Source organism: Bradyrhizobium genomosp. I (2014) (genome assembly GCF_000261685.1).
Lineage (GTDB): Bacteria > Pseudomonadota > Alphaproteobacteria > Rhizobiales > Xanthobacteraceae > Bradyrhizobium.
Window position 1 is genome coordinate 1 of the sequence record NZ_AJQE01000205.1, and the last position, 25354, is coordinate 25354.

Below are 25354 nucleotides of genomic sequence, written 5' to 3' on the forward strand. Positions count from 1 at the left end.
CGCCGACGCCATAGGCGGCGGTCGAGACGCCGAGGGCGGACAGGCCGCCGATGGAACGGATGAGATGACGGCGCGTGATCATGGAAGCTCGTTTCTAGTGCAGCTTCTCGATGCGATGCGATTGAAGCGGAATTGGGATGCGCGTGCAGATCGTCTGCATCCTCGTGCAGACGCCTGCACGGGCATCACCAGCGGCTCTCGCCGACCAGCGCATCCAGCCGCATCTTCAGTTCGTCCGACGCGCGGTAGTACCAGACACCGCCGAGCAGATCGCGAAAACGTTCATTGACACGCGCCTCGCGCTCGATGCGGTCGATCGTCCCGGCGCTGATCACATCTTCGAGCGGACCTGCGGCCAGCAACGACAGCAGCACCGGATTGGCTTCCATCTTCAGGATCTCCAGGATCAGGTCGATCATTCGGTCGGGATCATCCTCGCGCAGGTCGCGTTCGAAATCCATGATCGCGAACAGATTGTCGTCCTGGTCGCGCTCAGACTTGGAATATTGCTCGACCCAGACGCGGGCAAGTTCGGCGGTGGACATATTTGCGCAATCGAGCGGCTCGCGCGGCGTGCGTTGCGCCAGACGATCGGCCTGCCAGGCCTCGCTGTCGGCAAGTCCTGCAATACGCGACATCAAGGGATCGTCGGGATCGACAAGCACGCCACCCAGCAACCAGCGCAGCCGGTCATTGTGCGCGGCCTCGTGCTCGATGCGTGCGATCACCGCCTCGCCATGCGCATAGAGCAGCGCCAGCAGGAACTTGTCATCGAGCTGCATCACCGTCGGCTTGTCGGCCTCGGTCTTGAGCACTGCCAGCACGAGGTCGAGCGCTTGTTGCGGCCGGCGGTGCGGCAGACGATCGAAATAGAGCTTCAAGGCCCAGATGCTGCCGACCTGGTCGCGCCGGCTGACGCGTTGAAGCGCGCACCACATCGACGCCAGCTCACCGGGCGGCATCGGGTCCAGGAACGCCTCGGTCTGATCAGGCGTGCGCAGTTGCGGCGCGGCCGCGATGACCTCGAGCAGTCCAGTGTCGTCCGTCAGCCCCATTCTTCTCACTCCAATCCGTGTGCGTGAGCGGCGATGCTCGTTCGCCACACTTTCGGATTAGTGATGGGATTGAAGCAGCGGGTTCACCGCTTGCGGCAGTCAGTCGTCCTCGGACTGATCCGTGCCGAACAGGCCAAACTGGGCCGGGTCGCGCGTAGGTTCGGCAATACCGAGATGGCGGAAGGCGTGCGACGTCAGCAGCCGGCCGCGCGGGGTTCGCTGCAGATAGCCGCACTGAATGAGATATGGCTCGATGATGTCCTCGATCGCGTCGCGCGGCTCGGACAGCGCTGCGGCCATGGTCTCGACGCCCACCGGGCCGCCGCCATAATTCGTCGCGATGGTCGTGAGATAGCGGCGGTCCATCGCGTCGAGCCCTGCGGCATCGACCTCGAGCGCACTCAGCGCGTGGTCGGCGATCTCACGGTCGATCTTGTCGGCATCGGCCGCCGAGGCGAAATCGCGCACACGCCTGAGCAGACGGCCGGCGATGCGCGGCGTGCCGCGGGCGCGGCGTGCGATCTCGTTGGCGCCGTCGGCGCTCATGCCGACATTGAGCACGCGCGCGCCGCGGGTGACAATGCTCTCCAATTCCTCGATCGTGTAGAAATTCAGCCGCACAGGGATGCCGAAGCGGTCGCGCAAGGGATTGGTGAGCAGGCCTGCGCGCGTGGTGGCGCCGACCAGGGTGAATTTCGACAGCTCGATCTTCACCGAGCGCGCCGCCGGGCCCTCGCCGATGATGAGGTCGAGCTGGAAATCCTCCATCGCGGGATAGAGCACTTCTTCCACCGCTGGGCTGAGGCGATGGATCTCGTCGATGAAGAGCACGTCGCGCTCTTCGAGATTGGTCAGCAGCGCGGCGAGATCGCCGGCCTTGGCGATCACCGGTCCCGACGTGGCGCGAAAGCCGACGCCGAGTTCCTTGGCCACGATCTGCGCCAGCGTGGTCTTGCCGAGACCGGGCGGGCCGACGAACAGCACGTGATCCAGCGCCTCGCCGCGCTTGCGCGCCGCCTCGATGAAAATGGAGAGGTTCTTGCGCGCTTGCTGCTGGCCGACGAAGTCGGACAGCGACTGCGGACGCAGCGCGGTGTCGCCGACATCGTCGCTGCGGCGCTCCGGCGAGACCATGCGGCTAGCCTTGGGATCGCTCACTTGGCGAGCTCCTTCAGGCCAAGGCGGATGAGCTGGGCTGTCTCGGCATTTTCGCCCGCATTACGCGAGGCCGACGCAATCGCCGCGGCCGCCTGCGGCTGGCCGTAGCCCAGATTGACCAGCGCGGAGATCGCATCCGCCACGGGGCGCGGCGCGCGCTGGTCGTCGACGGCGCCGGCGAGATGCACGACGGCCGGATCGACATTGGCGAAGGCCGGCGCCTTGTCCTTCAATTCGGTGACGATGCGCTCGGCGACCTTGGGGCCGACGCCGGGCGTGCGCGCCACCGCGGCCTTGTCGCGCAGCGCAATGGCGTTGGCGAGATCGGAAGGCTGTAGCGTGCCGAGCACGGCGAGCGCGACCTTGGCGCCGACGCCCTGCACGGTCTGGAGCAGGCGAAACCATTCGCGCTCCTGGTCGGTGCGGAAGCCGAACAGCTTGATCTGGTCCTCGCGGACATAGGTCTCGATCGACAGCACAGCGGCCTCGCCCGGCGAGGGCAGGTGCTGCAAGGTGCGCGAGGAGCAGTGCACCTGATAGCCGACGCCGCCGACGTCGAGGATGACGAAATCCTCGCCGTAGGAATCGATCAGGCCCTTGAGCTTGCCGATCATCTCCGGTCCCCGGTCGCGGCAGACACTTCTCTTTCGTCATGGCCGGGCTTGACCCGGCCATCCACGTCTTTGACCCCGGCAACAAAGAACGTGGATGCCCGGAACAAGTCCGGGCATGACGGCGGCGATGGACGACGATCGATCATATCCCCACCACCTTCAGCCGGAGCGCCGTGCTCTGGCGATGATGGGCGTGGGTAATGGCGATGGCGAGCGCGTCGGCGGCATCCGCCGACGGCGGTTCGGCCTTGGGCAGCAATATCTTCAGCATCATCGCGATCTGTTGCTTGTCGGCGTGACCGGCGCCGACCACCGTCTTCTTGACCTGGTTCGGCGCATATTCGGCGACACTGATGCCGAACATTGCGGGCGCCAGCATGGCGACGCCGCGGGCCTGGCCAAGCTTCAGCGTCGCAACGCCGTCCTTGTTGACGAAGGTCTGCTCGACGGCGGCCTCGACCGGCTGGTGGCTCGAGAGCACGGCCGCGAGCCCTTCATGGATCGCGAGCAGGCGCCTCGACAGCGGCAGATCGTCCGGCGGCTCCACCGAACCGCAGGCGACGTAGATCAGGCGATTGCCCTCGGCCTCGATCACGCCCCAGCCGGTGCGGCGCAGGCCGGGGTCGATGCCGATGATGCGGACGGGGCCACGAATCGGGAGCGCAGTCATGGGCCAGTGATAGCGGCTGGCTGCCGCGGGGGAAACAGAAACAGAACGGAAGTAACAGGGGAAAGGCGGTCTCGGGCCCCGGTTCAGCGCAGCAGCGCTTCACGCTGCAGCGCGTCCGGGACACGAGAACGGCGTCAGCCGCCCATCTTCGCCATCAGCGCGTCCGACACCTCGAAATTGGCGTAGACGTTCTGAACGTCGTCATGCTCGTTGAGCAGGTCCATCAGCTTGAGCAGCTTCTCGCCGGTCTCGTCGTCGACGGCGACCGTGTTCTGCGGCTTCCAGATGAGCGCGGCCTTGCGCGGCTCGCCGAACTTGGCTTCCAGCGCCTTGGCGACGTCGCGATAGCCTTCGGTCGAGGCGTAGATCTCGTGGCCGTTCTCGCCCGAGATCACGTCGTCGGCGCCGGCTTCGATTGCGGCATCCAGCACCGCATCGTCGGAGGCGACGCTGCGGTCGTATTCGATGATGCCGGTGCGGTCGAACATGAAGGACACCGAGCCGGTTTCACCGAGATTGCCGCCGGACTTGGTGAAGAAGGAGCGGATGTCGGAGGCGGCGCGGTTGCGGTTGTCGGTCAGCGCCTCGACGATGACGGCGACGCCGCCGGGGCCATAGCCCTCGTAGCGGATCTCGTCATAATTCTCGCCGTCGCTACCGAGCGCCTTCTTGATGGCGCGCTCGATATTGTCCTTCGGCATGTTCTCCTGGCGCGCGGCGATCACGGCGGCGCGCAGGCGCGGATTCATGGCGGGGTCGGGGGTCCCCAGCTTGGCGGCGACGGTGATTTCCCGCGCCAGCTTGCCGAACAGCTTCGACTTCTGGGCATCCTGCCGCCCCTTGCGGTGCATGATGTTCTTGAATTGGGAATGTCCGGCCATGCGTGGTCTCGTAAAGGAATCGTGCGCCAAGGTGAGCGTGGGAAGCGCGGCCTTATAGGCCGCCAACCCACCGGAATGAAAGAGGCTCTGCGACTTTAAGGTAACACCGTAGTGGCCCCTGCCTAGAGGTCAGGCACCGTTAACCCTGATTTCATTCCGGGCTGCGAAAATAGCGCCCGACCGTCCCCCGACAAGAGAGAGCCGATGGCGTTCGGACTATTTCGGAAGCGTCTGCCGGACCAGGCTGCGCCTGCGGCAGTCCCAGAGGCTCCGCAGCCGGCGGCCCATTCCGCGCCCGCCCCGAGCGCCGAAGGTGATTCGGCCCGGGAAATCCTGGAACTGCTGGAACTCGAGCTCGGCGCGATGATCCGCCAGCTCGAGCGTGCCGCCAATTCCGTCGCCGGCGGCGCCGAGGCGACCGCCGCGACGCTGGCCGCCATTCGCGACCGCACCGATGCGCTGACCGGCCGGACCAACGCGGCGCAGTCGACCGCCTCCACCTTCGCCCATGCCGCCGACAAGTTCACCCAGTCCGCGCAAGGCATCGGCGCGCAGGTCCGCAATGCCGGCAAGCTCGCCGACGAGGCCAGCGCCGCGGCGCAGGAAGCCCGCGCCAATGTCGACCGCCTGCGTGAATCCTCCGCCGCGATCAGCAATGTCGTCAACCTGATCGCGCAGATCGCGCGGCAGACGACGCTGCTCGCGCTCAACTCGACCATCGAGGCCGCGCGCGCCGGCGATGCGGGCAGAGGCTTTGCGGTCGTCGCCACCGAGGTCAAGGCGCTCGCGGTGCAGACGCAAGGAGCCACGGAAGAAATCACCAGGAAGATCGACGCGCTCCAGCGCGACGCCGCCGGCTCCGCTGATGCCGTGCACCGCATTTCGCAGGCGATCGAGGCGATCCGCCCGGTGTTCGACACCGTCAACGGCGCGGTGGCCGAGCAGAACGCCACGACCAGCGAAGTCTCCGGCAATGCCGCCAGCGCCTCGGAGTTCATCATCTCGGTCGGCGAGAGCGCGGCCGAGATCGATGCCGCGACCAAGGCGGCCGAGACCCATGGCGAGAGCGTCGCAAGTGCCGGCAAGGCCGTCACCACCTTTGCCCAAAAGCTGAAATCGCGCTGCGCCGTGCTGCTCGGCCATAGCGAGCACGACGACCGCCGCAAGACCGAGCGGCTGCCCTGCCATCTCAAGTTCGAGACGCCGCGCGGGGTGATGCCGGTCTATGAAATCGCGATGGAAGGGGTGCTGATCGGCGGCGCGGATGCGGGAAGGCTCGCACCGCAAGCGATGGTCGAAGGCACCATCGAAGACATCGGCGCCTGCCGCCTGCGCGTGGTCGAGCAATCCAAGGCCGGCGCCCGCGCGCAGTTCGTTGGTCCCAACGCCGCACTCAGCGAGAAGATCGAGGACAAGCTCTGGTCGATCCATGAGGAGAACACGGAGTTCGTCACCCGTGCCATGGAGGCGGGCAATGCGCTGACGAAGATATTCGAGCAGGCAGTTGCGCGCGGCGAGGTCAGGACGGAGGACCTGTTCGATACGGACTACGTGGAAATCGCGGGCACCAATCCGCAGCAATACCGCACGAAGTATCTCGACTGGGCCGACCGCGCCCTGCCGCCGTTCCAGGAAGCTTTTCTGGCGAGGGAGCCGCGCATGGCGTTCTGTGCCATGGTCGACCGCAACGGCTTCCTGCCGGTGCACAACAAGATCTATTCGCATCCGCAGCGGCCGGGCGACGTCGCCTGGAACACGGCCAACAGCCGCAACCGGCGGATGTTCAACGATCCGGCGGGGTTGGCCGCCGCGCGCAACCTGCGCTCGTACCTGGTCCAGAGCTATGCGCGCGACATGGGCAACGGGAACACGGTGATGATGCGCGAGATCGACGTCCCGATCCGCGTGCAGGGCCGGCACTGGGGCGGATTTCGCACTGCCTACAAGCTGTAGTGCGCGCTCAGGCAAGACGGCGGCGGCGAATCATCCTTTAAGGTCGAATTTGGAATGGGAATGCCGCCGTGAGCCGGTGAACGGCTCTGACTGGAGGACTCATCGAACATGTCCGTCGCACAACTTGCCGTCATGGACACCGGCTCCAACCGCACCCTCGCCGAGCGGCTGATTGATCAGCTCGCCGACCGCATCGGCGGGCTCGGCGTGGAACTCGCCGACATCGCCGGCAACGTCCAGGAGGTCGCGAGCCGCGTCGCGAGCCAGTCCGAACGCTTCCACCACCTGCAGAAAACGGCCGAGACGATGGTCTCGGCCAACCACGCCATCGCCAACGCATCGCAGGCGGTGCAGACGACGACGTCCGCCGCGGTCGGCGAGATCGCGCAATCGCGCAGCGCCGTCGACACCGCGGTCAGCCATATCTCCGAGCTCGTCGCAGCCGTGGAGCGGATCGAGGCGCGCCTGTCCGCCGTCGGCTCGGCACTGGCGCAGGTGGCGAAGGTATCCGGCTCGATCGAGGCGATCGCGAAGCAGACCAATCTGCTGGCGCTGAACGCGACCATCGAAGCGGCACGCGCCGGCAACGCCGGCCGCGGCTTCGCGGTGGTCGCGAGCGAGGTCAAGAACCTCGCGGAGGCCACCCGCCAGGCCACGCATGAGATCTCCGACACCGTGCGCGATCTCGACGGCCAGATCGAAGGCCTGATCGGCGAAAGCAGCGATGCTTCGCAGCGCGCAAAGACCGCCGGCGAAGGCGCCCGGCAGATCTCGGGCATCATCTCGCGCGTCCAGCAGGGTTTTGCCTCGGTGGAAGCGGAGATCGACAGCGTCGCGCGCGCGGCGACCTCCAATCTCGGGCATTGCGACACCGTCATCAACGAGCTCAACGAGCTCGCAAAAGGCGTCGAGCTCTCCTCCAGCGATCTCAAGAACGCCGACGAGCGGGTGGCGAAGCTGCTCGACACCTCCGAAGGCCTCATCGCGCTGATCGCCGACAGCGGCGTGGAGACGTCGGACGCGCCGCTGGTCCGCGTCGTCGTCGACACCGCGAAACGGATTTCGGCGGAGTTCGAGGCTGCGATCGACCGCGGCGAGATCACGCTCGACCAGCTCATGGACGAGAACTACCGCGAGATATCAGGCACCGATCCGAAACAGTACCTCACCAACTACGTCGCGTTCACCGACCGCTTGCTGCCCGCGATCCAGGACCCGATCCAGAAATCCGATCCCCGCATCGTGTTCTGCGTCGCCTGGGCGAGGGGCGGCTATCTGCCGACCCACAATCCGAACTACCGGCTGCCGCAAGGCAAGGACCCGGTCTGGAACAACGCCAATTGCCGCAATCGCCGCCTGTTCACCGACCGCACCGTGAAGAAGGTTGCGGCCAACACGAAGCCGTTCCTGCTCCAGACCTACCGCCGCGACATGGGCGGCGGGCAGTTCGTGCTGATGAAGGACCTGTCCTCGCCGATCATGATCCGCGGCAAGCACTGGGGCGCCTTCCGGATGGGCTTTCGCCAGAGCTGACGGCCGTCGCGACGGCGCTCCGAAGATAAAAAAGCTCGAAAACAACCCCATGCACAGTAGCCGGGGTGTGCGAAATCAATGGCTTATGCCGGCAGGCCACGGCGCGCTTTGACTCGTCGGGCAAAACAGGGGCATAATGCTATTATTCCGAAATTACGCATTTGAGCTTGGCGGGCTCTGAGCGCGGGCCTCGTCCTTCGAGACGACCGCTTCGCGGTCTCCTCAGGATGAGGCTAAGCCGCATCGATGCTCATCAAAACCTACGGCCGCACACTCGGTCCTCATCCTGAGGGCCCGCCAACGGCGGGCGTCTCGAAGGATGGCCGCAAGCAAGGACGTGCCGCCGTCCCCGACTTTCCCAATCGCACGACTTTCGTCATCGCATGATTTTGCGGATTTGCACGATCATCTGCGGCGGTCGATAGCGCACGCGACGAAAATGAGTCAAAACATGACGATTATCATATCAATCAGCCCAGAACCTTTGCAGCGACCACCGCACAAATTCGTGAATGTCATGGCCTCACGCCTCGTTCGCGCAAATATGCATTGCCGGAAATTTCGACGCTTCATCGTTTCGCATCGATATGATTATGGTCACGCAAAATTCGTCGAGTGATCGCCGCAAGCGATCGCCCAACAAGGGAATGCATATGGCAACTGTTCTCACCATCAATGGCGAAACGAAATCCTTCGACGCGCCACCTGACATGCCGCTGCTGTGGGTGCTGCGCGACATCCTCGGCATGACCGGCACCAAATTCGGCTGCGGCATCGCGCAATGCGGCGCCTGCACGGTGCATGTCGACGGCAAGGCGGTGCGTTCCTGCGTGCTGCCGGTCAGTGCGGTCGAGAACCGCGCCGTCACCACGATCGAAGCCGTCGGCAACACGCCTGCGGGCGCGAAAGTGCAGAAGGCCTGGCTCGAGGCCGAAGTGATCCAGTGCGGCTATTGCCAGTCCGGCCAGATCATGGCGGCTGCCGCGTTGCTCGCGGCAACGCCGAATCCCGACGATTCCGACATCGACGCCGCCATGGCCGGCAACATCTGCCGCTGCGGCACCTATGTGCGCATCCGCGAGGCCATCAAGCAGGCCGCCAACGGCCGTCAGTCCTGAGGTTCGCCATGAATGCACATCACAGCGTCTCCCGCCGCGCGTTGCTGACCGGCGGTCTCGCCACCGGCTTCCTGCTCGCCTTCCATCTGCCGCTGCGCGCCGCCGTCAACGAGCCGGTGCAGCCGCGCGATACGACGGACGGCAGGTTTGCGCCCAATGCCTTCATCCGCATCGACGAGGCCGGCCGCACCGTGCTGATCATGCCGCAGGTCGAGATGGGTCAGGGCACCTATACCTCGATCTCCGCCGTGCTCGCCGAAGAGTTGGATGCCGACTGGAGCAAGGTCGAGGTCCAGCACGCCCCGCCTGACGACAAGCTCTACGGCAATCCGACCTTCGGCCTGCAAGTCACCGGCAATTCCAATTCGATCCGCGCCTGGTGGCTGCCGCTGCGCAAGGCCGGCGCCACCGCGCGCGCGATGCTGGTGCAGGCCGCGGCCAGCCAGTGGGGCGTCGAGCCGGCAAGCTGCACGGCGTCAAAGGGTGAGGTTGCCCATGCCGCAAGCGGCCGCAAGCTCGGCTACGGCGAACTGGCGCTGGCCGCGCAGGGCCAGACGCCGCCGAAGGACGTCGCCGTCAAGGATCCCAAGGATTTCGTCCTCATCGGCCAGCCCTTGAAGCGGCTCGACACGCCGGACAAGGTCAACGGCAAAGCCATCTACGGCATCGACGCCATCCTGCCCAACATGAAGTTCGCGACCGTCGCCGCCTGCCCGGTGTTCGGCGGCAAGGTCGGCAAGGTCGACGACAGCGCCGCGGTGAAGCTTCCCGGCGTGCGCAAGGTCGTCGTGCTCGACGACGTGGTCGCTGTGATCGGCGATCACATGTGGGCGGCCAAGAAGGGGCTCGAAGCGCTCAGGATCGAGTGGGACGAGGGGCCGAACGCACAAATCACCACCAAGGACATCTGGGACGACCTGCGCAAGGCCAGCCAGAAGGACGGCGCAGTTGCAAAATCGGACGGCGATATCGCCAAGGCGCTCGCGAGCGGCGAGAAGTTCGAGGCGGCCTACGAGCTGCCCTTCCTGGCGCACGCCTCGATGGAGCCGATCAACGCCACGGTGCACGTGAAGCCCGACTCCTGCGAGATCTGGACCGGCACGCAGATCATGACGCGCGTGCAGTCTGAGGCCGCGAAGGCCGCGGGCCTGCCGATCGACAAGGTCATCGTCAACAATCACCTGCTCGGCGGCGGCTTCGGCCGCAAGCTCGAGCCTGACATGGTGATCGCCGCGGTGAAGATCGCCAAACAGGTCGACTACCCCGTGAAGGTGGTGTGGACCCGCGAGGAGGACATCCAGCACGACGTCTACCGCCCGGTCTATCGTGACCAGATCACGGCGTCGATGGTCGACGGCAAGGTCGCGGGCTGGAAGTACAAGGTCGCCGGCTCCGCCGTGCTGGCGCGCTGGCTGCCGCCGGCGTTCCAGAAGGGCATCGACATCGACGCGATCGACGCCGCGGTGGACGCGCCTTACGACTTCGCCAATTTCCACGTCGAATATGTCCGTGCCGAGCCGCTGTCGGTGCCGACCGGCTTCTGGCGCGGCGTCGGTCCCAACAACAACGTGTTCGCGGTCGAGTGCGCCATGGACGAGCTCGCGCGCAAGGCCGGCAAGGACCCGATCGCGTTCCGAAAGTCCATGCTGACCAAGAACCCGCGCATGCTCGCGGTGCTCGCCCAGGTCGCGGAGAAATCCGGCTGGGGTCAGAAGCTGCCTCCGCGCGTCGGCCGCGGCGTCTGCGTGCAGCCGTCATTCGCGAGCTTCATCGCAACGGTGGTGGAGGCCGAGATCGACGATTTCGGGGAGATCGCGCTCCGCCGCATCACCTCGGTGGTCGACACCGGCATCGCGGTCAACCCCGACACCGTGAAGGCGCAGATCGAGGGCGGGCTGATCTTCGGCCTGACCGCGGCGATCTATGGCGAGATCACCATCGACAAGGGCCGCGTGCAGCAGTCGAACTTCCACGACTACCGCATGATGCGCATCAACGAGACGCCGAAGATCGAGGTCATCGTCGTCAAGAGCGGCGAGGCGCCAGGCGGCATCGGTGAAGCCGGCGTCAATGCCGGACCGCCGGCGCTGCGCAACGCGATTTATGCCGCAACCGGCGTGGCGCTGCGGCGCCTGCCGATCGATCGGAAACTGCTGGCTGCGGGGAAGAAGGCATGAGCGGCAAGATGCGTATCCTCGCAGGTATCGTCGTCATCGCCATCGTCGCGGCGGCGCTCGGCGTCTTCATCATCCGCGGGCCCGGCCCGCTCGACTTCGCGGGCGGCACGAAAGTGGCGCTGGCGGACTACCGCGCGGGCAAGCCGACCGGCGTGCCGCCGAAGCTGGAGAAGGCCGGCATCGTCGAGCGCGGCGAATATCTCACCAAGGCCGCAGACTGCATGGTCTGCCACACCAAGCCGGGCGAGAAGCAGTATTCCGGCGGTCTCGCCTTCAAGCTGCCGTTCGGCACGCTCTATTCCACCAACATCACGCCGGACAAGGACACCGGCATCGGCAATTACAGCGACCAGGACTTTCTGAACGCGGTCCAGCACGGCAAGCGCCGTGACGGCGCGCGGCTCTATCCGGCGATGCCGTACACGTCCTACACGTTCATGACGGATGAGGACGTGCTGGCGGTGAAGGCCTATCTGTTCAGCCGGCCGGCCGTACGCGCCAAGGCGCCCGACAACACGCTGTCGTTTCCGTTCAACCAGCGCTGGGCGATGACTTTCTGGTCGGCGGTGTTCAACCCGGACACGCGCTTTGCGCCTGACACCTCGAAGAGCCCGGAGTGGAACAGAGGCGCGTATCTTGCTGAGGCCTTGGCGCATTGCGGCGAGTGTCACACGCCGCGCAATCTCGGCTTCGCGCTGGACAACCGCAGGAAGTTCGCCGGCGCGATCACCGCCGGATGGCGCGCCTTCAACATCTCCTCGGACAAGGCGACCGGTCTCGGCAACTGGAGCGACCAGGATCTGATCTCGTATCTGTCGCTCGGCCATGCGCCGGGCCATGGCTCGGCCTCCGGTCCGATGGGCGAAGCGGTCGACAACAGCTTCAGCCATTTCACCCCCGAAGACATCCGCGCCATCGTTGCCTACCTGCGCAGCGTGCCGCCACAGGCTTCGCCCGACCTGCCGGCCACCACGGCACCCGTCGCGCCTGCATCGCACCGCGACGGCATCACAGCGGATGCCCGTGGCAAGCAGGTGTTCGCCAGCGCCTGCGCCAGCTGCCACGGCTGGAGCGGAGAGAGCCCGGTCTCGCCGATGGCGACGCTGACCGGCACCTGGGCTGTCAACGACCCCGCCGCCACCAACGTCGCGCAGATCGTGATCTCAGGCACCAAGCGCCACACGCCGGATGGTGCGCTGTCGATGCCCGCGTTCGGCAAGGCGTATACGGACGACGAGATCGCGGCGGTGGCGAACTATGTCACGGCACGGTTCGGTGCGAAGGGCTCGAAGCTGACGGCGAAGGACGTGGCGGAATTGAGGGAGCAGACGGCGGAGTAGCGCTTCTCTTACCCTCCCCTGGAGGGGTCCGGGACGAGCGTAGCTCGCCCGTGGGTCGGCTCACATTGAGCGCAGCGAAGATGTGAGACGGGGTGGGGTGACGGTCTCTCCGCATTGAACACTGCCCGTGGGGAGACATCACCCCATCCCGCTCGCGCTACGCGCGATCGACCCTCCCCCTCCAGGGGAGGGTGGCAGCGCCGTTTGCCGCGAGACCTTCAGCTCAACCAGAATCTCGGCGTCGTCGGCTCCAGCCTTCCGCCGACGCGCACCGGCGCGATGCGCAGCGCGAGGCCCGTTGCATCATCGGTCTCCACCGCAACACCGCTGAGCGTGGCCGCGCCCGCGGCCGGCTCGAAACGCCCTGACGGAATCCCCGTGGTGAACCGCCGCAGCGGTTCTTCCTTCTGCATGCCGATGATGGAATCGTAATCGCCGGTCATGCCGGCGTCGGTCATGTAGGCGGTGCCGCCGTTGAGGATCTGGTGGTCGGCGGTCGGCACATGGGTGTGCGTGCCGACGACGAGGCTGGCGCGGCCGTCGCAGAAGAAGCCGATGCCCTGCTTCTCGCTGCTCGCCTCGCAATGAAAATCGACGACGATGGCGTCCGCGGCAGTGCCGAGCGGACAGGCGCCGAGTTCGCGCTCGAGCGCGGCGAAGGGATCGTCGAACGGGGTCATGAAGACGCGGCCGAGCGCATTGACGACGAGGGCATGTTTGCCGTTCTTGGTCTCGACCAGGGCGGCGCCGCGGCCGGGCGTGCCACGCGGATAGTTCGCCGGACGCACCAGGCGGTCGGCGCGCTCGATGAACACCAGCGCCTCGCGCTGGTCCCAGGAGTGATTGCCGAGCGTCACCGCGTCGGCGCCGGCCTCGAGAAACTCCTGGTAAATCGCTTCCGTGATGCCGAAGCCGCCGGCCGAATTCTCGCCGTTGACCACGACGAAATCGAGCGACCAGTCCCTGACCATGCCGGGCAGATATTCGGCGACGGCCTCGCGCCCGCTACGGCCGACGACATCACCCACGAAGAGAATGCGCAACTTCAGAACTCCGGAAATCGAACACGTCCGATTCCGTTAGCACATAATCCAGCGCGACGTCGTGCGATAGTGCCGGAACCGCCTCGATCTCCTGCGCCGCAAAGGCAAGCCCGATGCCGATGATGTGCTTGGTCTTGCGCAAATGCGCGAAGGTGAAATCGTAATGCCCTGCGCCATAGCCGATGCGATGGCCGAGACGATCGAAGGCAGCCAGCGGCGTCAGCATGATGTCGGGGATGACCTCGGCCGCCGCCGGCGACGGCTCGGGAATGCCGAGCGGGCCGAGCATCAGGCGGTCGCTCGGATGGAAGATGCGGAAGATCAGCGACTGGCCACGCGCAGTGACGCAGGGCAGCGCCAGCTTCGCGCCCTGCTCGGCGAGCTTCCGCATCAACGGCATCGGATCGATCTCGTTGCGGATCGGCGAATAGCCGGAGACGATGCTGCCGGGCAGCAGCTCGAACGGCAACCCGCGCTTGGCGAGCTTTGCAGCCGCAGCGATGCGCTTCTTGTCGCTCAGCGCGTCGCGCTTGGCGAGGGCTTTGGCACGGAGCTCGGCTTTGGAAGCGGACATGCGCTTTGGTCCCCACGTCATCGCCCGCGAATGCGGGCGATCCAGTATTCCAGAGACGCCAATTCCAGAACCTCGACGCCGCGGCGTACTGGATGCCCCGGTCCCGTCTCCGCCAAGGCTACGCCGGGCTCACAACGGCGCTCGGCCGGCGAAGCTTCAGCGAAGACGGCAAGCCGGGGCATGACACCGAACCTTGAGCTGAACCGCAAGCGTGTCGGGGACGCAATTCGACAGATACGAAGAAAACAGTACGAAGCCGCGAACGCCGTTGAAGCACTCGATCCCGGAGTTCCCTACGAAAGTAGGTGGGCACCATATGTCCGGGCCCACGGGCCCGGCCAGGGACAGTTCCCTAAAGGATCGATAAGGCCCCGGGGATATATGGCTCCTGACGCACGTCGCAGCCTCGCTTGGGCAATGTAACAACTGTACTGACAAATCGCCAGTGCGGCGAGTGTGCTGCTTCTTACCCTCCCCTGGAGGGGGAGGGTCGGCTCACGTTGAGCGCAGCGAAATGTGAGACGGGGTGGGGTGACGGTCTCTCCACCTTGCACACTGCCCGAGTGGAGAGATCACCCCACCCCGCTCGCGCTGCGCGCGATCGACCCTCCCCCTCCAGGGGAGGGTGGCCCTATCCGATCGCGATCCCGCCTCCGACGGTGCGGTTCAGGACCTGGGTCGACTTCTCGATGCGTTCGGCCGCGGCGTTGAGCGCGTTCACCACGGCGGTTTGCGTCATCCTGGCGCGTTCGACGGCGGCGTTGCGAAAATCCCGAAGCTCGACCAACTCCTGCTCCATGGAGCGGATGCGGTTGCCGGCGTCGATCAACTCGTCGCACACGGTCAGCGCCGCCATCACGGTGAGGCGCGCATCGCCGATCTCGCCGAATTTTCCGCGCAGCGACTGGATGCGCGTCTCCAGGCTCTCGGCGAGCTTGAGCAGCCGCACCTCCTGGCCCTCCTCGCAGGCCATGCGGTATTGCCGGCCATTGATGGTGACGTTGATGTGGCTCATCCGTCCTCTCCGGTATCGAGCACCGAACGTATCGTGACGATCGCGGAATCCAGCCGGTCGGAAATCTCGCGATTGGTGCGCTCGAGCTTGCGCGCCTTCACCAGCGCGCCGTCGAGCTCGTCGGCGAGCCGCGAGCGGTCCGCGCCGAGCGCCTGAATCCGCGCTGCGAGCTCGTTCTCGTCGCGGTCTGCGTCGCGCCGCCGCTCCACCGCGCTTTCGAGCGCGTCGAGCGCGGCCGTGAGCCTGCGCGTCGCAATCTCGATCTCGACGGCGGATGATTCCGTCATGGCAGAGCTATTGGACACGCGATCGTTCATGCAGTCAGCGGCGGAACCTGGCGGCCTTTGCCCAGTGGCCTTTCCCTGGAGCTTGCCGTCCGGCAAAAGACTCGGTTCGGCAAGCGGTTAGAAGCAGAAATTTACAAAGCAAGCTAGCCCAGCGCAACGCCGCCGCCAAACTATGCACCGATCAATCGGGACGCGGTTGCGATCGATCGATTCCTTCGGGCACGATCCCGGCGGAAAACTGATCTCGACCGGCAACTTTTACGGCCAAACCGGCGTTTGACCGCCTTGGACTCCCGGAACCGAGGTGCTATCCCAGCCCCCAACCTCCAGTCGCCGCCAGGCTCCTCCCGCGCGGGCGTACATCGCCTCCAAGCGCCTCATTTCAGACGGATTTCAGACATGACGCAGGTCGATCACACCCGTATGGCCAACGCGATCCGCGGCCTTTCGATGGACGCTGTCGAGAAGGCGAAATCGGGCCATCCCGGCCTGCCGATGGGCGCCGCCGACATCGCCACGGTGCTGTTCACCCAGTTCCTGAAATTCGACGCCGCCGCGCCCGCCTGGCCGGACCGCGACCGCTTCGTGCTCTCGGCCGGCCACGGCTCGATGCTGCTCTATTCGCTGCTGTATCTCACCGGCAATTCCGAGATGACGCTGGATCAGATCAAGCAGTTCCGCCAGGTCGACTCGCTCACTCCCGGCCACCCCGAGAACTTCCGCACCAAGGGCATCGAGACCACCACGGGGCCGCTCGGCCAGGGCATCTCGACCGCGGTCGGCATGGCGCTCGCCGAGAAGATGCTCGCCGCCGAGTTCGGCAAGAAGATCGTCGATCACCACACCTATGTGCTCGCCTCCGACGGCGACCTGATGGAGGGCGTGTCGCAGGAAGCGATCGCGATGGCCGGTCACTGGAAGCTCGGCAAGCTGATCGTGCTCTATGACGACAACGGCATCTCGATCGACGGCCCGACCTCGATCTCCGATTCCGTCGACCAGGTGAAGCGCTTCAAGTCGGCGGGCTGGGCCGCCGAGAAGATCGACGGCCAGGACCAGGCAGCGATCGCCGCCGCCATCACCCGCGCGCAAAAATCGAACAAGCCGACGCTGATCGCCTGCCGCACCACGATCGGCTTCGGCGCGCCGCACAAGGCCGGCACCTCGAAGGTGCATGGCGAGGCGTTAGGGGCCGACGAGCTCAAGGCCGCCAAGGAAAATCTCGGCATCTCGCTCGAGCCGTTCTCGGTGCCCGAGGACGTGCTGAAGGCGTGGCGCGCGGCCGGCAGCCGCGGCGCTTCGGCGCGCCAGGAATGGGAAGCACGGATCAGTGAGCTCGGCAGCCGCAAGCGTGCCGAGTTCGAGCGGCGTCTGCGCCATGAGCGTCCGGCGTCGCTCGCAAAGGCGCTGAAGGCGCACAAGAAGGAGCTGCTGGAGAAACCATTGACGGCGGCGACGCGCAAATCGTCGGAAGCGGCGATCGAGGCGATCGCGGCTGCAATGCCGATGGAATTCCTGGCCGGCTCGGCCGATCTCACCGGCTCCAACAACAACAAGGCGAAGTCGGCGACCGCCTTCTCGGCCAAGACGCCGAAGGGCCGCTTCATCCATTACGGCATCCGCGAGCACGGCATGTGCGCCGCGATGAACGGCATCTTCCTGCACGGCGGCTTCGCGCCGAACGGCGCGACCTTCCTGGTGTTCACCGATTACGCACGACCCGCGATGCGCCTCGCCGCACTGATGGGCACCGGTGTCGTCTATGTGATGACGCACGACTCCATCGGCCTCGGCGAAGACGGGCCGACGCATCAGCCGGTCGAGCATCTCGCCGCGCTTCGCGCCATTCCCAACATGCGCGTGTTCCGCCCCTGCGATTCCATCGAGGTCGCCGAGTGCTGGGAGCTCGCGCTCAACCGCGTCGACGGTCCGACCGTGCTGGCGCTGACGCGGCAGAACCTGCCGCAGCTGCGCACCACCGCACCGAACGACAATCCCTGCGCGATCGGCGCCTATGAGCTGGTCGCAGCCCAGGGCGAAGCCAAGGCGACGCTGTTCGCCTCCGGCTCCGAGGTCGAGATCGCGGTCGCGGCCCAGAAGCAGCTCGCGGAACGCGGCATCGCGTCACGCGTCGTCTCCGTTCCCTCGCTCGAGCTGCTGTTAGCGCAACCAGAGGCCAAGCGTGCCGCAATCATCGGCAATGCGCCGGTCAAGATCGCGATCGAGGCCGCCGTCCGCTGGGGCTGGGATGCCGTGATCGGCCAGGACGGCGAATTCATCGGCATGCATTCCTTCGGCGAAAGCGGTCCTGCCAAGGAGCTTTACAAGCATTTCGGCATTACCGCCGAGGCCGCGGTTAACGCTGTGCTGAAGCGCATTTCCTGAGAGTTGAGCTTGCCCCAAAAAAGGACTACGTAATCTCCCATATGATCAAGCACCGCCCGGCCGAACCGGGCGTCCGCCCCTAAAAAACCCTCGCAGGCGCACGAAAGCGCGTTGTGCGGGATGACAACGGTCATTGAAGGAGACGAAACATGGCAGTCCGCGTCGGAATCAACGGTTTTGGCCGCATCGGCCGCAACGTCCTGCGGGCTATCGCCGAGTCAGGCCGCAAGGACATCGAGGTCGTCGGCATCAACGACCTCGGCCCGGTCGAGACCAACGCCCATCTGCTCCGTTTCGACAGCGTCCATGGCCGCTTCCCCGGCACCGTCACCGTCGATGGCGACTCCATCAGCCTCGGCGCCAACAAGATCAAGGTGACCGCCGAGCGCGATCCCTCGAAGCTGCCGTGGAAGGATCTCGGCGTCGACATCGCGCTGGAATGCACCGGCATCTTCACCTCGAAGGACAAGGCTTCCGCGCATCTGACCGCCGGCGCCAAGCGCGTGCTGGTCTCCGCGCCCGCCGACGGCGCCGATGCCACCATCGTCTACGGCGTCAACCACGACACCCTGACCAGGGATCATCTGGTCGTCTCCAACGGCTCCTGCACCACCAACTGTCTCGCGCCGGTCGCCAAGGTGCTGAACGATCTCGTCGGCATCGAGACCGGCTTCATGACCACGATCCACGCCTATACCGGCGATCAGCCGACGCTGGACACGCTGCACAAGGATCTCTACCGCGGCCGCGCCGCGGCGATGTCGATGATCCCGACCTCGACCGGTGCTGCGAAGGCGATCGGCCTCGTGCTGCCCGAGCTGAAGGGCAAGCTCGACGGCGTCGCGATCCGCGTGCCGACCCCGAACGTCTCGGTGGTCGACCTCAAGATTGTCGCCAAGCGCGCCACCGACGCCAAGGAAATCAACGCGGCGATGAAGCGCGCCAGCGAGCAGCAGCTCAAGGGCATCCTCGGCTACACCAATGCGCCGAACGTCTCGATCGACTTCAACCACGACCCGCACTCCTCGACCTTCCACGAGGACCAGACCAAGGTGCAGAACGGCACGCTGGTGCGCGTGATGTCCTGGTACGACAACGAGTGGGGCTTCTCGAACCGCATGGCGGACACCGCCGTCGCCATGGCGAAGGTGATCTGACTCCGCAGGTTTCGTCATTCCGGGATGGTCCGCAGGACCAGACCCGGAATCTCGAGATTCCGGGTTCGGTGCTAGCGCACCGCCCCGGAATGACCTCCCAGAGGCGGCCCGGGACAAGGAAGCGTCCGATGACCAACAAATTCCGCACCCTCGACGACGTCGACGTGAAGGGCAAGCGCGTGCTGCTGCGCGTCGATCTCAACGTGCCCATGGAGAACGGGCGCGTCACCGACGCGACGCGGCTCGAGCGCGTCGCGCCGACCATCACCGAGATCTCGGACAAGGGCGGCAAGGTGATCCTGCTCGCGCATTTCGGCCGGCCGAAGGGGCGCGATGCCAAGGAGTCGCTCAAGCCCGTCGCGGAAGCGCTCGCGAAGGTCGTGAAGAAGCCGGTCGCCTTCGCCGACGACTGCATCGGCGAGCCTGCGGCCAAAGCCGTGGCGGCTCTGAACGACGGCGACATCCTGTGCCTGGAAAACACCCGCTTCCACAAGGAAGAGGAAAAGAACGATCCCACGTTCGTCGCGGAGCTCGCCAAGCTCGGCGACATCTGGGTCAACGACGCCTTCTCGGCCGCGCACCGCGCCCATGCCTCGACCGAAGGCCTCGGCCACAAGCTGCCGGCCTATGCCGGCCGCACCATGCAGGCCGAGCTCGACGCGCTGGAGAAGGCGCTGGGCTCGCCGACCAAGCCCGTCATCGCCATCATCGGCGGCGCAAAAGTCTCGACCAAGATCGACCTGCTCGAGAATCTCGTGACCAAGGTCGACGCGCTCGTGATCGGCGGCGGCATGGCCAACACTTTCCTGCACGCCCAGGGCGTCGCAATCGGCAAGTCGCTGGCCGAGAAGGACCTCGCCCCGACCGCGCTGCGCATCATGGAGAAGGCGGACGCCGCCAACTGCGCCATCATCCTGCCCGTGGACGCCACCGTCGCCTACCATTTCGCGGCCAATGCGCCCTCGCATGCCTACGGCCTCGATGCGATCCCGGCCGACGGCATGATCCTCGACGTCGGCCCGCAATCGGTCGCCCGCGTCCACGCTGCGATCGACGACGCGGCAACCCTGGTCTGGAACGGCCCGCTCGGAGCCTTCGAGATGCAGCCGTTCGACCGCGGAACCGTCGCGGCCGCCAGGCACGCCGCCGAGCGCACCAAGGCGAAAAAGCTGATCTCGATCGCGGGCGGCGGCGACACCGTCGCGGCGCTCAACCAGGCCCATGTGGCCGGTGACTTCACCTATGTGTCGACCGCCGGTGGCGCGTTCCTCGAATGGATGGAAGGCAAGCCGCTGCCCGGCGTCGAGGTTCTGCGTACCAAGTAATCAAGCGGCCTTGCAGGCCCCAACGGGAGATAAGCACAGATGGCTCGGATCACGTTACGTCAACTGCTCGACCACGCGGCGGAGAACGATTACGGCGTACCGGCCTTCAACATCAACAACATGGAGCAGGCGCTGGCGATCATGGACGCGGCCAACCAGGTCGATGCGCCCGTCATCATCCAGGCCTCGCGCGGCGCGCGTTCCTACGCCAACGACGTCATGCTCAAGCACATGATGGACGCGGTGACCGAGATCTATCCGCACATTCCGGTCTGCGTGCATCTCGACCACGGCAACGAGCCGGCGACCTGCATGACCGCGATCCAGGCCGGCTTCACCTCCGTCATGATGGACGGCTCGCTCAAGGCCGACGGCAAGACGCCCGGCGACTGGGGCTACAATGTCGGCGTCACCAGGACCGTGACCGACATGGCCCATCTCGGCGGCATCTCGGTCGAAGGCGAGCTCGGGGTGCTCGGCTCGCTCGAGACCGGCATGGGCGACAAGGAAGACGGCCACGGCGCCGAAGGCAAGCTCAGCCACGACCAGCTCCTGACCAATCCGGACGAGGCCGTGAAGTTCGTGAAGGAGACCAGGGTCGACGCGCTCGCGATCGCGATGGGCACCTCGCACGGTGCCTACAAGTTCACGCGCAAGCCCGACGGCGACATCCTCGCCATGAACGTGATCGAGGAGATCCACCGCAAGCTGCCGAACACGCATCTCGTCATGCACGGCTCGTCCTCGGTGCCGCAGGAGCTCCAGGACATCATCAACGCCTATGGCGGCAAGATGAAGCCGACCTGGGGCGTGCCTGTCGCCGAGATCCAGCGCGGCATCAAGAACGGCGTGCGCAAGATCAACATCGACACCGACAACCGCATGGCGATGACCGGCCAGATCCGCAAGGTGCTCAAGGACAGTCCGGAAGAGTTCGATCCGCGCAAGTACCTGAAGCCGGCGATGGAAGCGATGACCAAGCTGTGCAAGCAGCGGCTGCAGGAATTCAACACCGCAGGCCAGGCCTCCAAGATCAAGAAGGTGCTGACCACCGCCGAGATGGCCAAGCGCTACGCCAAGGGCGAGCTCGATCCCCGCGTCGCGTAAGCGATCGCGAAGTGGCGGAGGGCCCGCATACTCTCTCCGTCATTCCGGGGCGCCGCAAAGCGGCGAGCCCGGAATCCATAACCACGGCCTGGGGTTATGGATTCCGGGCCTGCGCCTTCCGGCGCATCCCGGAATGACAGGCTCTCTTGTGGCACGATACCCTCCCCCCTTACCCTGCGACGAACGTTAACTCGGCAATTGCCCGAGAACGGTCTATTTTCACGGGCAAGGGCAGAATCGTTTTGGGAGGACCTCTCGATGGATCTGACTGAGCTCAACAGGATCGCGACCGCCATGGTCGTATCAGGCAAGGGCATCCTTGCCGCCGACGAATCCTCCGGCACCATCAAGAAGCGCTTTGACGCCATCGGCGTGGAATCCACGGAGGAGAACCGCCGCGACTATCGCGAGATGCTGTTTCGCTCCAAGGACGCCATGAGCCAGTACATCTCCGGCGTCATCCTCTATGACGAAACCATCTGGCAGGATGCCAGGGACGGCACGCCGCTGATCAGGCTGATCGAGCAGAGCGGCGCCATTCCCGGCATCAAGGTCGACGAGGGCACGCAGGCCCTGCCGATGTGTCCGGGCGAGCTCGTGACCATCGGGCTCGACAAGCTCGCCGAGCGGCTGAAGAAATACCATGAACGCGGAGCGCGCTTTGCGAAATGGCGCGCGGTGATCGACATCGGCAGCGGCATTCCCTCCACGACGGCGATCAGCGTCAACGCCCACGCGCTGGCGCGGTATGCCGCGCTGTGCCAGGCCGCGCAGATCGTGCCGATCGTCGAGCCGGAAGTTCTGATGGACGGCGATCACGACATCGACCGCTGCTACGAGGTAACGAGCCGCGTGCTCAACAAGACGTTCGAGGAGCTGCGCGTGCAGCGCGTTGCGCTCGAAGGCATGGTACTGAAGCCGAACATGGCGATCTCCGGCAAGAAGTGCGCGAAGCAGGCGTCCGTGGAGGAAGTCGCGGAGAAGACGATACGGCTGCTCAAGGCCTGCGTGCCCGCAGCCGTGCCCGGCATCGCTTTCCTCTCGGGCGGCCAGTCGGACGAGGAGGCCACCGCCCATCTCAACGCCATGCACAGGCTCGGCGCGTTACCCTGGGGCCTGACCTTCTCCTACGGCCGCGCGCTGCAGGCCGCGCCGCAGAAGGCCTGGTCCGGCAAGGCCGAGAACATCGCGGCCGGACAGCGCGCCTTCAGCCATCGCGCGCGGATGAACGGCCTCGCCTCCAAGGGCGAATGGCAGAGCAGCCTGGAACAGAAGGCAGCCTAGATCTTGTCGAACAAACCGCCTCCGCCGCGCCCGGCGCCGCGCCTCTATCTCGCGACGCCTGTTGTCGATGATCCCGCGATGCTCGTCGCCGAGCTGCCGGGCCTGCTCGCTTCCGCCGACGTCGCCGCCGTGCTGCTGCGACTGAACGAGACCGATCAGCGCACCATGATCTCGCGCATCAAGGCGCTGGCGCCGCCGGTGCAGACCGCAGGCGCGGCGCTCCTCGTCGACGGCCATCCTGAAATCGTCGCGCGCGGCGGCGCCGACGGCGCGCACCTCACCGGCCTTGCCGCGCTGGAAGAGGCGTCGCCCTCGCTCAAGCCCGATCGCATCGCCGGCGTCGGGGGACTTGCCACGCGCCACGATTCCATGAGCGCGGGCGAGATGGGCGCCGACTACGTGCTGTTCGGCGAGCCCGATGCGAAAGGCCAGCGGCCGTCGTCCCAGGCCATCGCCGAACGGCTGGACTGGTGGGCCGAGCTGTTCGAGCCGCCCTGCGTCGGCTTTGCCACCTCGCTGGACGAGGCTCACGATTTCGCCGCCAGCGGCGCCGATTTCGTGCTGGTCGGCGACTTCATCTGGGCCGATCCTCGCGGGCCCAAGGCCGCGCTGATCGAAGTCGATGCCGCGATCAAGAAGGCCCACGCGACGGCGCCGGCCCGCCAGGAGCATGGCTAGCCCTGAGATGAAGCTCTCATGCATCACCATGCTGGCCACGCTGCTGCTCACGGCGCCCGCAGCCGCGCAGCTCCAGATCGCCCCGCCGGCCACGACGCCGAGCGCACCCGCCGAAAAACACAAGCCCAGGCCGCACACGATCACCAAAAAGAAGGAGGCGGCGCCCGCGCCGAAACCTTCGGCCTCCCCCAAGCCGTCCCCCTCGCCCAAGCCCGCCGCCACCGTGATCCCCGCGCCGCCGACCGACGATCCCAATGTCGACCTGGTATTCGGCGCCTATCAGCGCGGCCAATACAAGACCGCCTTCGAGCTCGCCACGGTGCGCGCACAGGCCGGCGATCCCAAGGCGATGACCATGCTCGGCGAGCTCTATTCCAACGCCATGGGCATCCGGCGCGACTACGCCAAGGCAGCCGAATGGTACAAGCGCGCCGCCGATTCCGGCGATCGCGAGGCGATGTTCGCGCTCGCCATGCTGCGCATTTCGGGTCGAGGTGGCCCGGTCGACAAGAGCGAGGCGGTCAAGCTGATGGCATCCGCCGCCAAGCTCGGCGAGCCCAAGGCGGCCTATAACCTTGCCCTGCTCTATCTGGACGGCCAGACCCTGCCGCAGGACGTCAGGCGCTCCGCAGAACTGCTGCGCCAGGCCGCCGATGCAGGCCTGCCCGAGGCGCAATACGCGCTTGCGACCTTCTACAAGGAAGGCACCGGTGTGCCGAAGGACCCGGAACGCGCGGTGCGGCTGCTCCAGGCCGCCTCGCTCGCCGACAACGTCGATGCCGAGGTCGAATATGCGATCGCGATGTTCAACGGCACCGGCACGCCGAAGAACCAGCCGGCGGCCGTAGCCCTGCTCCGCAAGGCGTCCCGCCAGGGCAGCGCGATCGCGCAGAACCGGCTGGCATGGGTGCTGATCAACGGCGCGGGCACACCCATGGACAAGGTCGAGGGTTTCAAATGGCATCTGGTGGCCAAGACCGGCGGCAAGGGCGACCCCGAGCTCGACAAGGAATTATCCGATCTGCCGGCCGAGGAGCGGGCCAAGGCGGAGGCCGCCGCCAAGAAATGGCTCGGGACCAAATGACTTGACCCAATGACTTGACGCAAGCGCCCCCGCAGGGCACCCAATCCCTCAAACAGGCGCGATCGTCCGCCCTTTCTCCCGATCAAGATCCAGAGCCCATGCTGTACTCCGCCACTATCAACGTCATGGTCAAGGCTGCGCGCCGGGCCGGCCGCAGCCTCAAGCGCGATCTCGGCGAGATCGAGCATCTCCAGGTTTCGCTGAAGGGGCCGGCGAATTTCGTTTCGCTCGCCGACAAGCGTGCGGAGGAGATCCTCTACCAGGATCTCGCCAAGGCCCGCCCCGGCTACGGCTTCATCGGCGAGGAAGGCGGCACGCGCGAGGGCACCGACAAGAGCCACACCTGGATCGTCGATCCCTTGGACGGCACCACCAACTTCCTGCACGGCATCCCGCAATTCGCGATCTCGATCGGCCTCGCGCGCGAGGGCACCGTGATCGCCGGCGTGATCTACAATCCCGCCAATGACGAGCTCTACATCGCCGAACGCGGCAAGGGTGCCTTCCTCAACGACCAGCGTCTGCGCGTCGCCGGCCGCCGCCAGCTGAGCGAATGCGTGGTGGCCTGCGGCCTGCCCCATATCGGCCGCGGTGACCACGAGGAATTCCGCCGCGAGATGACCGCGATCCAGAACCGCGTCGCGGGTCTCCGCCGCTTCGGCGCCGCCTCGCTCGATCTCGCCTTCGTCGCCGCCGGCCGTCTCGACGGCTATTGGGAGCGCAATCTGCAATCCTGGGACATCGCCGCCGGCATGCTGATGGTGCGCGAGGCCGGTGGCACGGTGAGCGACATCAACACGCCGGGCGATGCACTGGTGACCGGGGACGTGGTGTGCGGCAATGAGTTCGTGCACGGGGAGCTGGTGAAAATTCTGCGGAAGCCGGCGTAGCAGTAGAAGCTGCTAGCCAATCACTC

Annotated in this window: 22 protein-coding genes and 1 other RNA gene; 13 read left to right on the forward strand and 10 right to left on the reverse strand. The window is 65.9% G+C overall.

The features are described from left to right. Positions 1 to 185: 185 nt before the first annotated feature. From IC50_RS19855 to IC50_RS19875, 5 genes are all read right to left on the reverse strand, one after another. The gene (locus IC50_RS19855; protein WP_035708435.1) at positions 186 to 1055 is read right to left on the reverse strand and encodes a DUF6869 domain-containing protein; all 870 of its coding nucleotides are present in this window, start codon (positions 1053 to 1055) and stop codon (positions 186 to 188) included. 99 nt (positions 1056 to 1154) lie between these two features. Then, the gene (gene ruvB, locus IC50_RS19860; protein WP_193374141.1) at positions 1155 to 2189 is read right to left on the reverse strand and encodes a Holliday junction branch migration DNA helicase RuvB; all 1035 of its coding nucleotides are present in this window, start codon (positions 2187 to 2189) and stop codon (positions 1155 to 1157) included. Between the two features lie 20 nt (positions 2190 to 2209). Further along, positions 2210 to 2827, reverse strand: coding sequence for a Holliday junction branch migration protein RuvA (ruvA, locus tag IC50_RS19865; RefSeq protein WP_035708442.1), 618 nt, complete (start codon positions 2825 to 2827; stop codon positions 2210 to 2212). A 142-nt stretch (positions 2828 to 2969) separates the two neighbouring features. Then, positions 2970 to 3497, reverse strand: a complete 528-nt coding sequence (gene ruvC / locus IC50_RS19870; RefSeq protein ID WP_035708445.1) for a crossover junction endodeoxyribonuclease RuvC — start codon at positions 3495 to 3497, stop codon at positions 2970 to 2972. Between the two features lie 134 nt (positions 3498 to 3631). Next, a complete protein-coding gene (locus IC50_RS19875; RefSeq protein ID WP_035708449.1) occupies positions 3632 to 4378 on the reverse strand; it encodes a YebC/PmpR family DNA-binding transcriptional regulator in 747 nt (248 codons plus the stop codon). A gap of 204 nt (positions 4379 to 4582) precedes the next feature. Between IC50_RS19875 and IC50_RS19880 the strand changes: the two genes are divergently transcribed. From IC50_RS19880 to IC50_RS19900, 5 genes are all read left to right on the forward strand, one after another. Further along, entirely contained in the window at positions 4583 to 6331 is a 1749-nt protein-coding gene (locus IC50_RS19880; RefSeq protein WP_035708452.1) for a methyl-accepting chemotaxis protein, read from the forward strand. A 108-nt stretch (positions 6332 to 6439) separates the two neighbouring features. Then, on the forward strand, positions 6440 to 7864 hold the full coding sequence (locus IC50_RS19885; protein ID WP_035708454.1) for a methyl-accepting chemotaxis protein: 1425 nt from the start codon (positions 6440 to 6442) through the stop codon (positions 7862 to 7864). Positions 7865 to 8517: 653 nt separating this feature from the next. Beyond that, positions 8518 to 8982 carry a (2Fe-2S)-binding protein gene (locus IC50_RS19890; protein WP_193374139.1) on the forward strand — a complete coding sequence of 155 codons (465 nt, stop codon included), beginning with the start codon at positions 8518 to 8520 and terminating at the stop codon, positions 8980 to 8982. A gap of 8 nt (positions 8983 to 8990) precedes the next feature. Further along, positions 8991 to 11159 carry a xanthine dehydrogenase family protein molybdopterin-binding subunit gene (locus IC50_RS19895; protein WP_035708457.1) on the forward strand — a complete coding sequence of 723 codons (2169 nt, stop codon included), beginning with the start codon at positions 8991 to 8993 and terminating at the stop codon, positions 11157 to 11159. Further along, entirely contained in the window at positions 11156 to 12499 is a 1344-nt protein-coding gene (locus IC50_RS19900) for a c-type cytochrome (RefSeq protein WP_035708459.1), read from the forward strand. Before IC50_RS19895 ends, IC50_RS19900 begins: the two co-directional genes overlap by 4 nt. Before the next feature lie 218 nt (positions 12500 to 12717). On the opposite strand, the gene IC50_RS19905 is transcribed toward IC50_RS19900, so the two are convergent. The 5 genes from IC50_RS19905 to IC50_RS19920 form a co-directional block, all read right to left on the reverse strand. Next, on the reverse strand, positions 12718 to 13542 hold the full coding sequence (locus IC50_RS19905; RefSeq protein ID WP_035708462.1) for a TIGR00282 family metallophosphoesterase: 825 nt from the start codon (positions 13540 to 13542) through the stop codon (positions 12718 to 12720). After that, entirely contained in the window at positions 13520 to 14116 is a 597-nt protein-coding gene (locus IC50_RS19910; protein WP_035708463.1) for a 5-formyltetrahydrofolate cyclo-ligase, read from the reverse strand. The genes IC50_RS19905 and IC50_RS19910 overlap by 23 nt, the downstream gene beginning before the upstream one ends. Before the next feature lie 249 nt (positions 14117 to 14365). Beyond that, a non-coding RNA gene (gene ssrS, locus IC50_RS38660) (6S RNA) lies at positions 14366 to 14526 on the reverse strand. 221 nt (positions 14527 to 14747) lie between these two features. After that, positions 14748 to 15131 carry a cell division protein ZapA gene (locus IC50_RS19915; protein WP_035708465.1) on the reverse strand — a complete coding sequence of 128 codons (384 nt, stop codon included), beginning with the start codon at positions 15129 to 15131 and terminating at the stop codon, positions 14748 to 14750. Next, positions 15128 to 15448: a DUF4164 domain-containing protein gene (locus tag IC50_RS19920; protein WP_014439722.1), complete on the reverse strand. Its 321-nt coding sequence runs from the start codon at positions 15446 to 15448 to the stop codon at positions 15128 to 15130. Before IC50_RS19920 ends, IC50_RS19915 begins: the two co-directional genes overlap by 4 nt. Before the next feature lie 369 nt (positions 15449 to 15817). Here IC50_RS19920 and tkt point away from each other — a divergent pair, with 369 nt between their 5' ends. From tkt to IC50_RS19960, 8 genes are all read left to right on the forward strand, one after another. After that, a complete protein-coding gene (gene tkt / locus IC50_RS19925) occupies positions 15818 to 17803 on the forward strand; it encodes a transketolase (RefSeq protein ID WP_035708468.1) in 1986 nt (661 codons plus the stop codon). 149 nt (positions 17804 to 17952) lie between these two features. Further along, a complete protein-coding gene (gap, locus tag IC50_RS19930) occupies positions 17953 to 18960 on the forward strand; it encodes a type I glyceraldehyde-3-phosphate dehydrogenase (protein ID WP_035708471.1) in 1008 nt (335 codons plus the stop codon). Positions 18961 to 19088: 128 nt separating this feature from the next. Continuing rightward, entirely contained in the window at positions 19089 to 20285 is a 1197-nt protein-coding gene (locus IC50_RS19935; RefSeq protein WP_035708473.1) for a phosphoglycerate kinase, read from the forward strand. Positions 20286 to 20324: 39 nt separating this feature from the next. Next, positions 20325 to 21392 carry a class II fructose-bisphosphate aldolase gene (gene fba / locus IC50_RS19940; RefSeq protein WP_035708475.1) on the forward strand — a complete coding sequence of 356 codons (1068 nt, stop codon included), beginning with the start codon at positions 20325 to 20327 and terminating at the stop codon, positions 21390 to 21392. A gap of 258 nt (positions 21393 to 21650) precedes the next feature. Continuing rightward, entirely contained in the window at positions 21651 to 22676 is a 1026-nt protein-coding gene (locus IC50_RS19945) for a class I fructose-bisphosphate aldolase (protein ID WP_035708477.1), read from the forward strand. Between the two features lie 3 nt (positions 22677 to 22679). Further along, complete coding sequence (locus IC50_RS19950; RefSeq protein WP_035708479.1) at positions 22680 to 23354, forward strand: thiamine phosphate synthase; 675 nt, start codon at positions 22680 to 22682, stop codon at positions 23352 to 23354. A gap of 7 nt (positions 23355 to 23361) precedes the next feature. Next, the gene (locus IC50_RS19955) at positions 23362 to 24438 is read left to right on the forward strand and encodes a tetratricopeptide repeat protein (protein WP_035708482.1); all 1077 of its coding nucleotides are present in this window, start codon (positions 23362 to 23364) and stop codon (positions 24436 to 24438) included. A gap of 98 nt (positions 24439 to 24536) precedes the next feature. After that, positions 24537 to 25328: an inositol monophosphatase family protein gene (locus tag IC50_RS19960; protein ID WP_035708483.1), complete on the forward strand. Its 792-nt coding sequence runs from the start codon at positions 24537 to 24539 to the stop codon at positions 25326 to 25328. Positions 25329 to 25354 lie beyond the last annotated feature (26 nt).

Coding starts and splice junctions, on each gene's coding strand:
- IC50_RS19855 (WP_035708435.1), bottom strand. CDS start 1,055: ATGGGGCTGACGGACGACACTGGACTGCTCGAGGTCATCGCGGCCGCG.
- ruvB (WP_193374141.1), bottom strand. CDS start 2,189: ATGGTCTCGCCGGAGCGCCGCAGCGACGATGTCGGCGACACCGCGCTG.
- ruvA (WP_035708442.1), bottom strand. CDS start 2,827: ATGATCGGCAAGCTCAAGGGCCTGATCGATTCCTACGGCGAGGATTTC.
- ruvC (WP_035708445.1), bottom strand. CDS start 3,497: ATGACTGCGCTCCCGATTCGTGGCCCCGTCCGCATCATCGGCATCGAC.
- IC50_RS19875 (WP_035708449.1), bottom strand. CDS start 4,378: ATGGCCGGACATTCCCAATTCAAGAACATCATGCACCGCAAGGGGCGG.
- IC50_RS19880 (WP_035708452.1), top strand. CDS start 4,583: ATGGCGTTCGGACTATTTCGGAAGCGTCTGCCGGACCAGGCTGCGCCT.
- IC50_RS19885 (WP_035708454.1), top strand. CDS start 6,440: ATGTCCGTCGCACAACTTGCCGTCATGGACACCGGCTCCAACCGCACC.
- IC50_RS19890 (WP_193374139.1), top strand. CDS start 8,518: ATGGCAACTGTTCTCACCATCAATGGCGAAACGAAATCCTTCGACGCG.
- IC50_RS19895 (WP_035708457.1), top strand. CDS start 8,991: ATGAATGCACATCACAGCGTCTCCCGCCGCGCGTTGCTGACCGGCGGT.
- IC50_RS19900 (WP_035708459.1), top strand. CDS start 11,156: ATGAGCGGCAAGATGCGTATCCTCGCAGGTATCGTCGTCATCGCCATC.
- IC50_RS19910 (WP_035708463.1), bottom strand. CDS start 14,116: ATGTCCGCTTCCAAAGCCGAGCTCCGTGCCAAAGCCCTCGCCAAGCGC.
- IC50_RS19915 (WP_035708465.1), bottom strand. CDS start 15,131: ATGAGCCACATCAACGTCACCATCAATGGCCGGCAATACCGCATGGCC.
- IC50_RS19920 (WP_014439722.1), bottom strand. CDS start 15,448: ATGAACGATCGCGTGTCCAATAGCTCTGCCATGACGGAATCATCCGCC.
- tkt (WP_035708468.1), top strand. CDS start 15,818: ATGACGCAGGTCGATCACACCCGTATGGCCAACGCGATCCGCGGCCTT.
- gap (WP_035708471.1), top strand. CDS start 17,953: ATGGCAGTCCGCGTCGGAATCAACGGTTTTGGCCGCATCGGCCGCAAC.
- IC50_RS19935 (WP_035708473.1), top strand. CDS start 19,089: ATGACCAACAAATTCCGCACCCTCGACGACGTCGACGTGAAGGGCAAG.
- fba (WP_035708475.1), top strand. CDS start 20,325: ATGGCTCGGATCACGTTACGTCAACTGCTCGACCACGCGGCGGAGAAC.
- IC50_RS19945 (WP_035708477.1), top strand. CDS start 21,651: ATGGATCTGACTGAGCTCAACAGGATCGCGACCGCCATGGTCGTATCA.
- IC50_RS19955 (WP_035708482.1), top strand. CDS start 23,362: ATGAAGCTCTCATGCATCACCATGCTGGCCACGCTGCTGCTCACGGCG.
- IC50_RS19960 (WP_035708483.1), top strand. CDS start 24,537: ATGCTGTACTCCGCCACTATCAACGTCATGGTCAAGGCTGCGCGCCGG.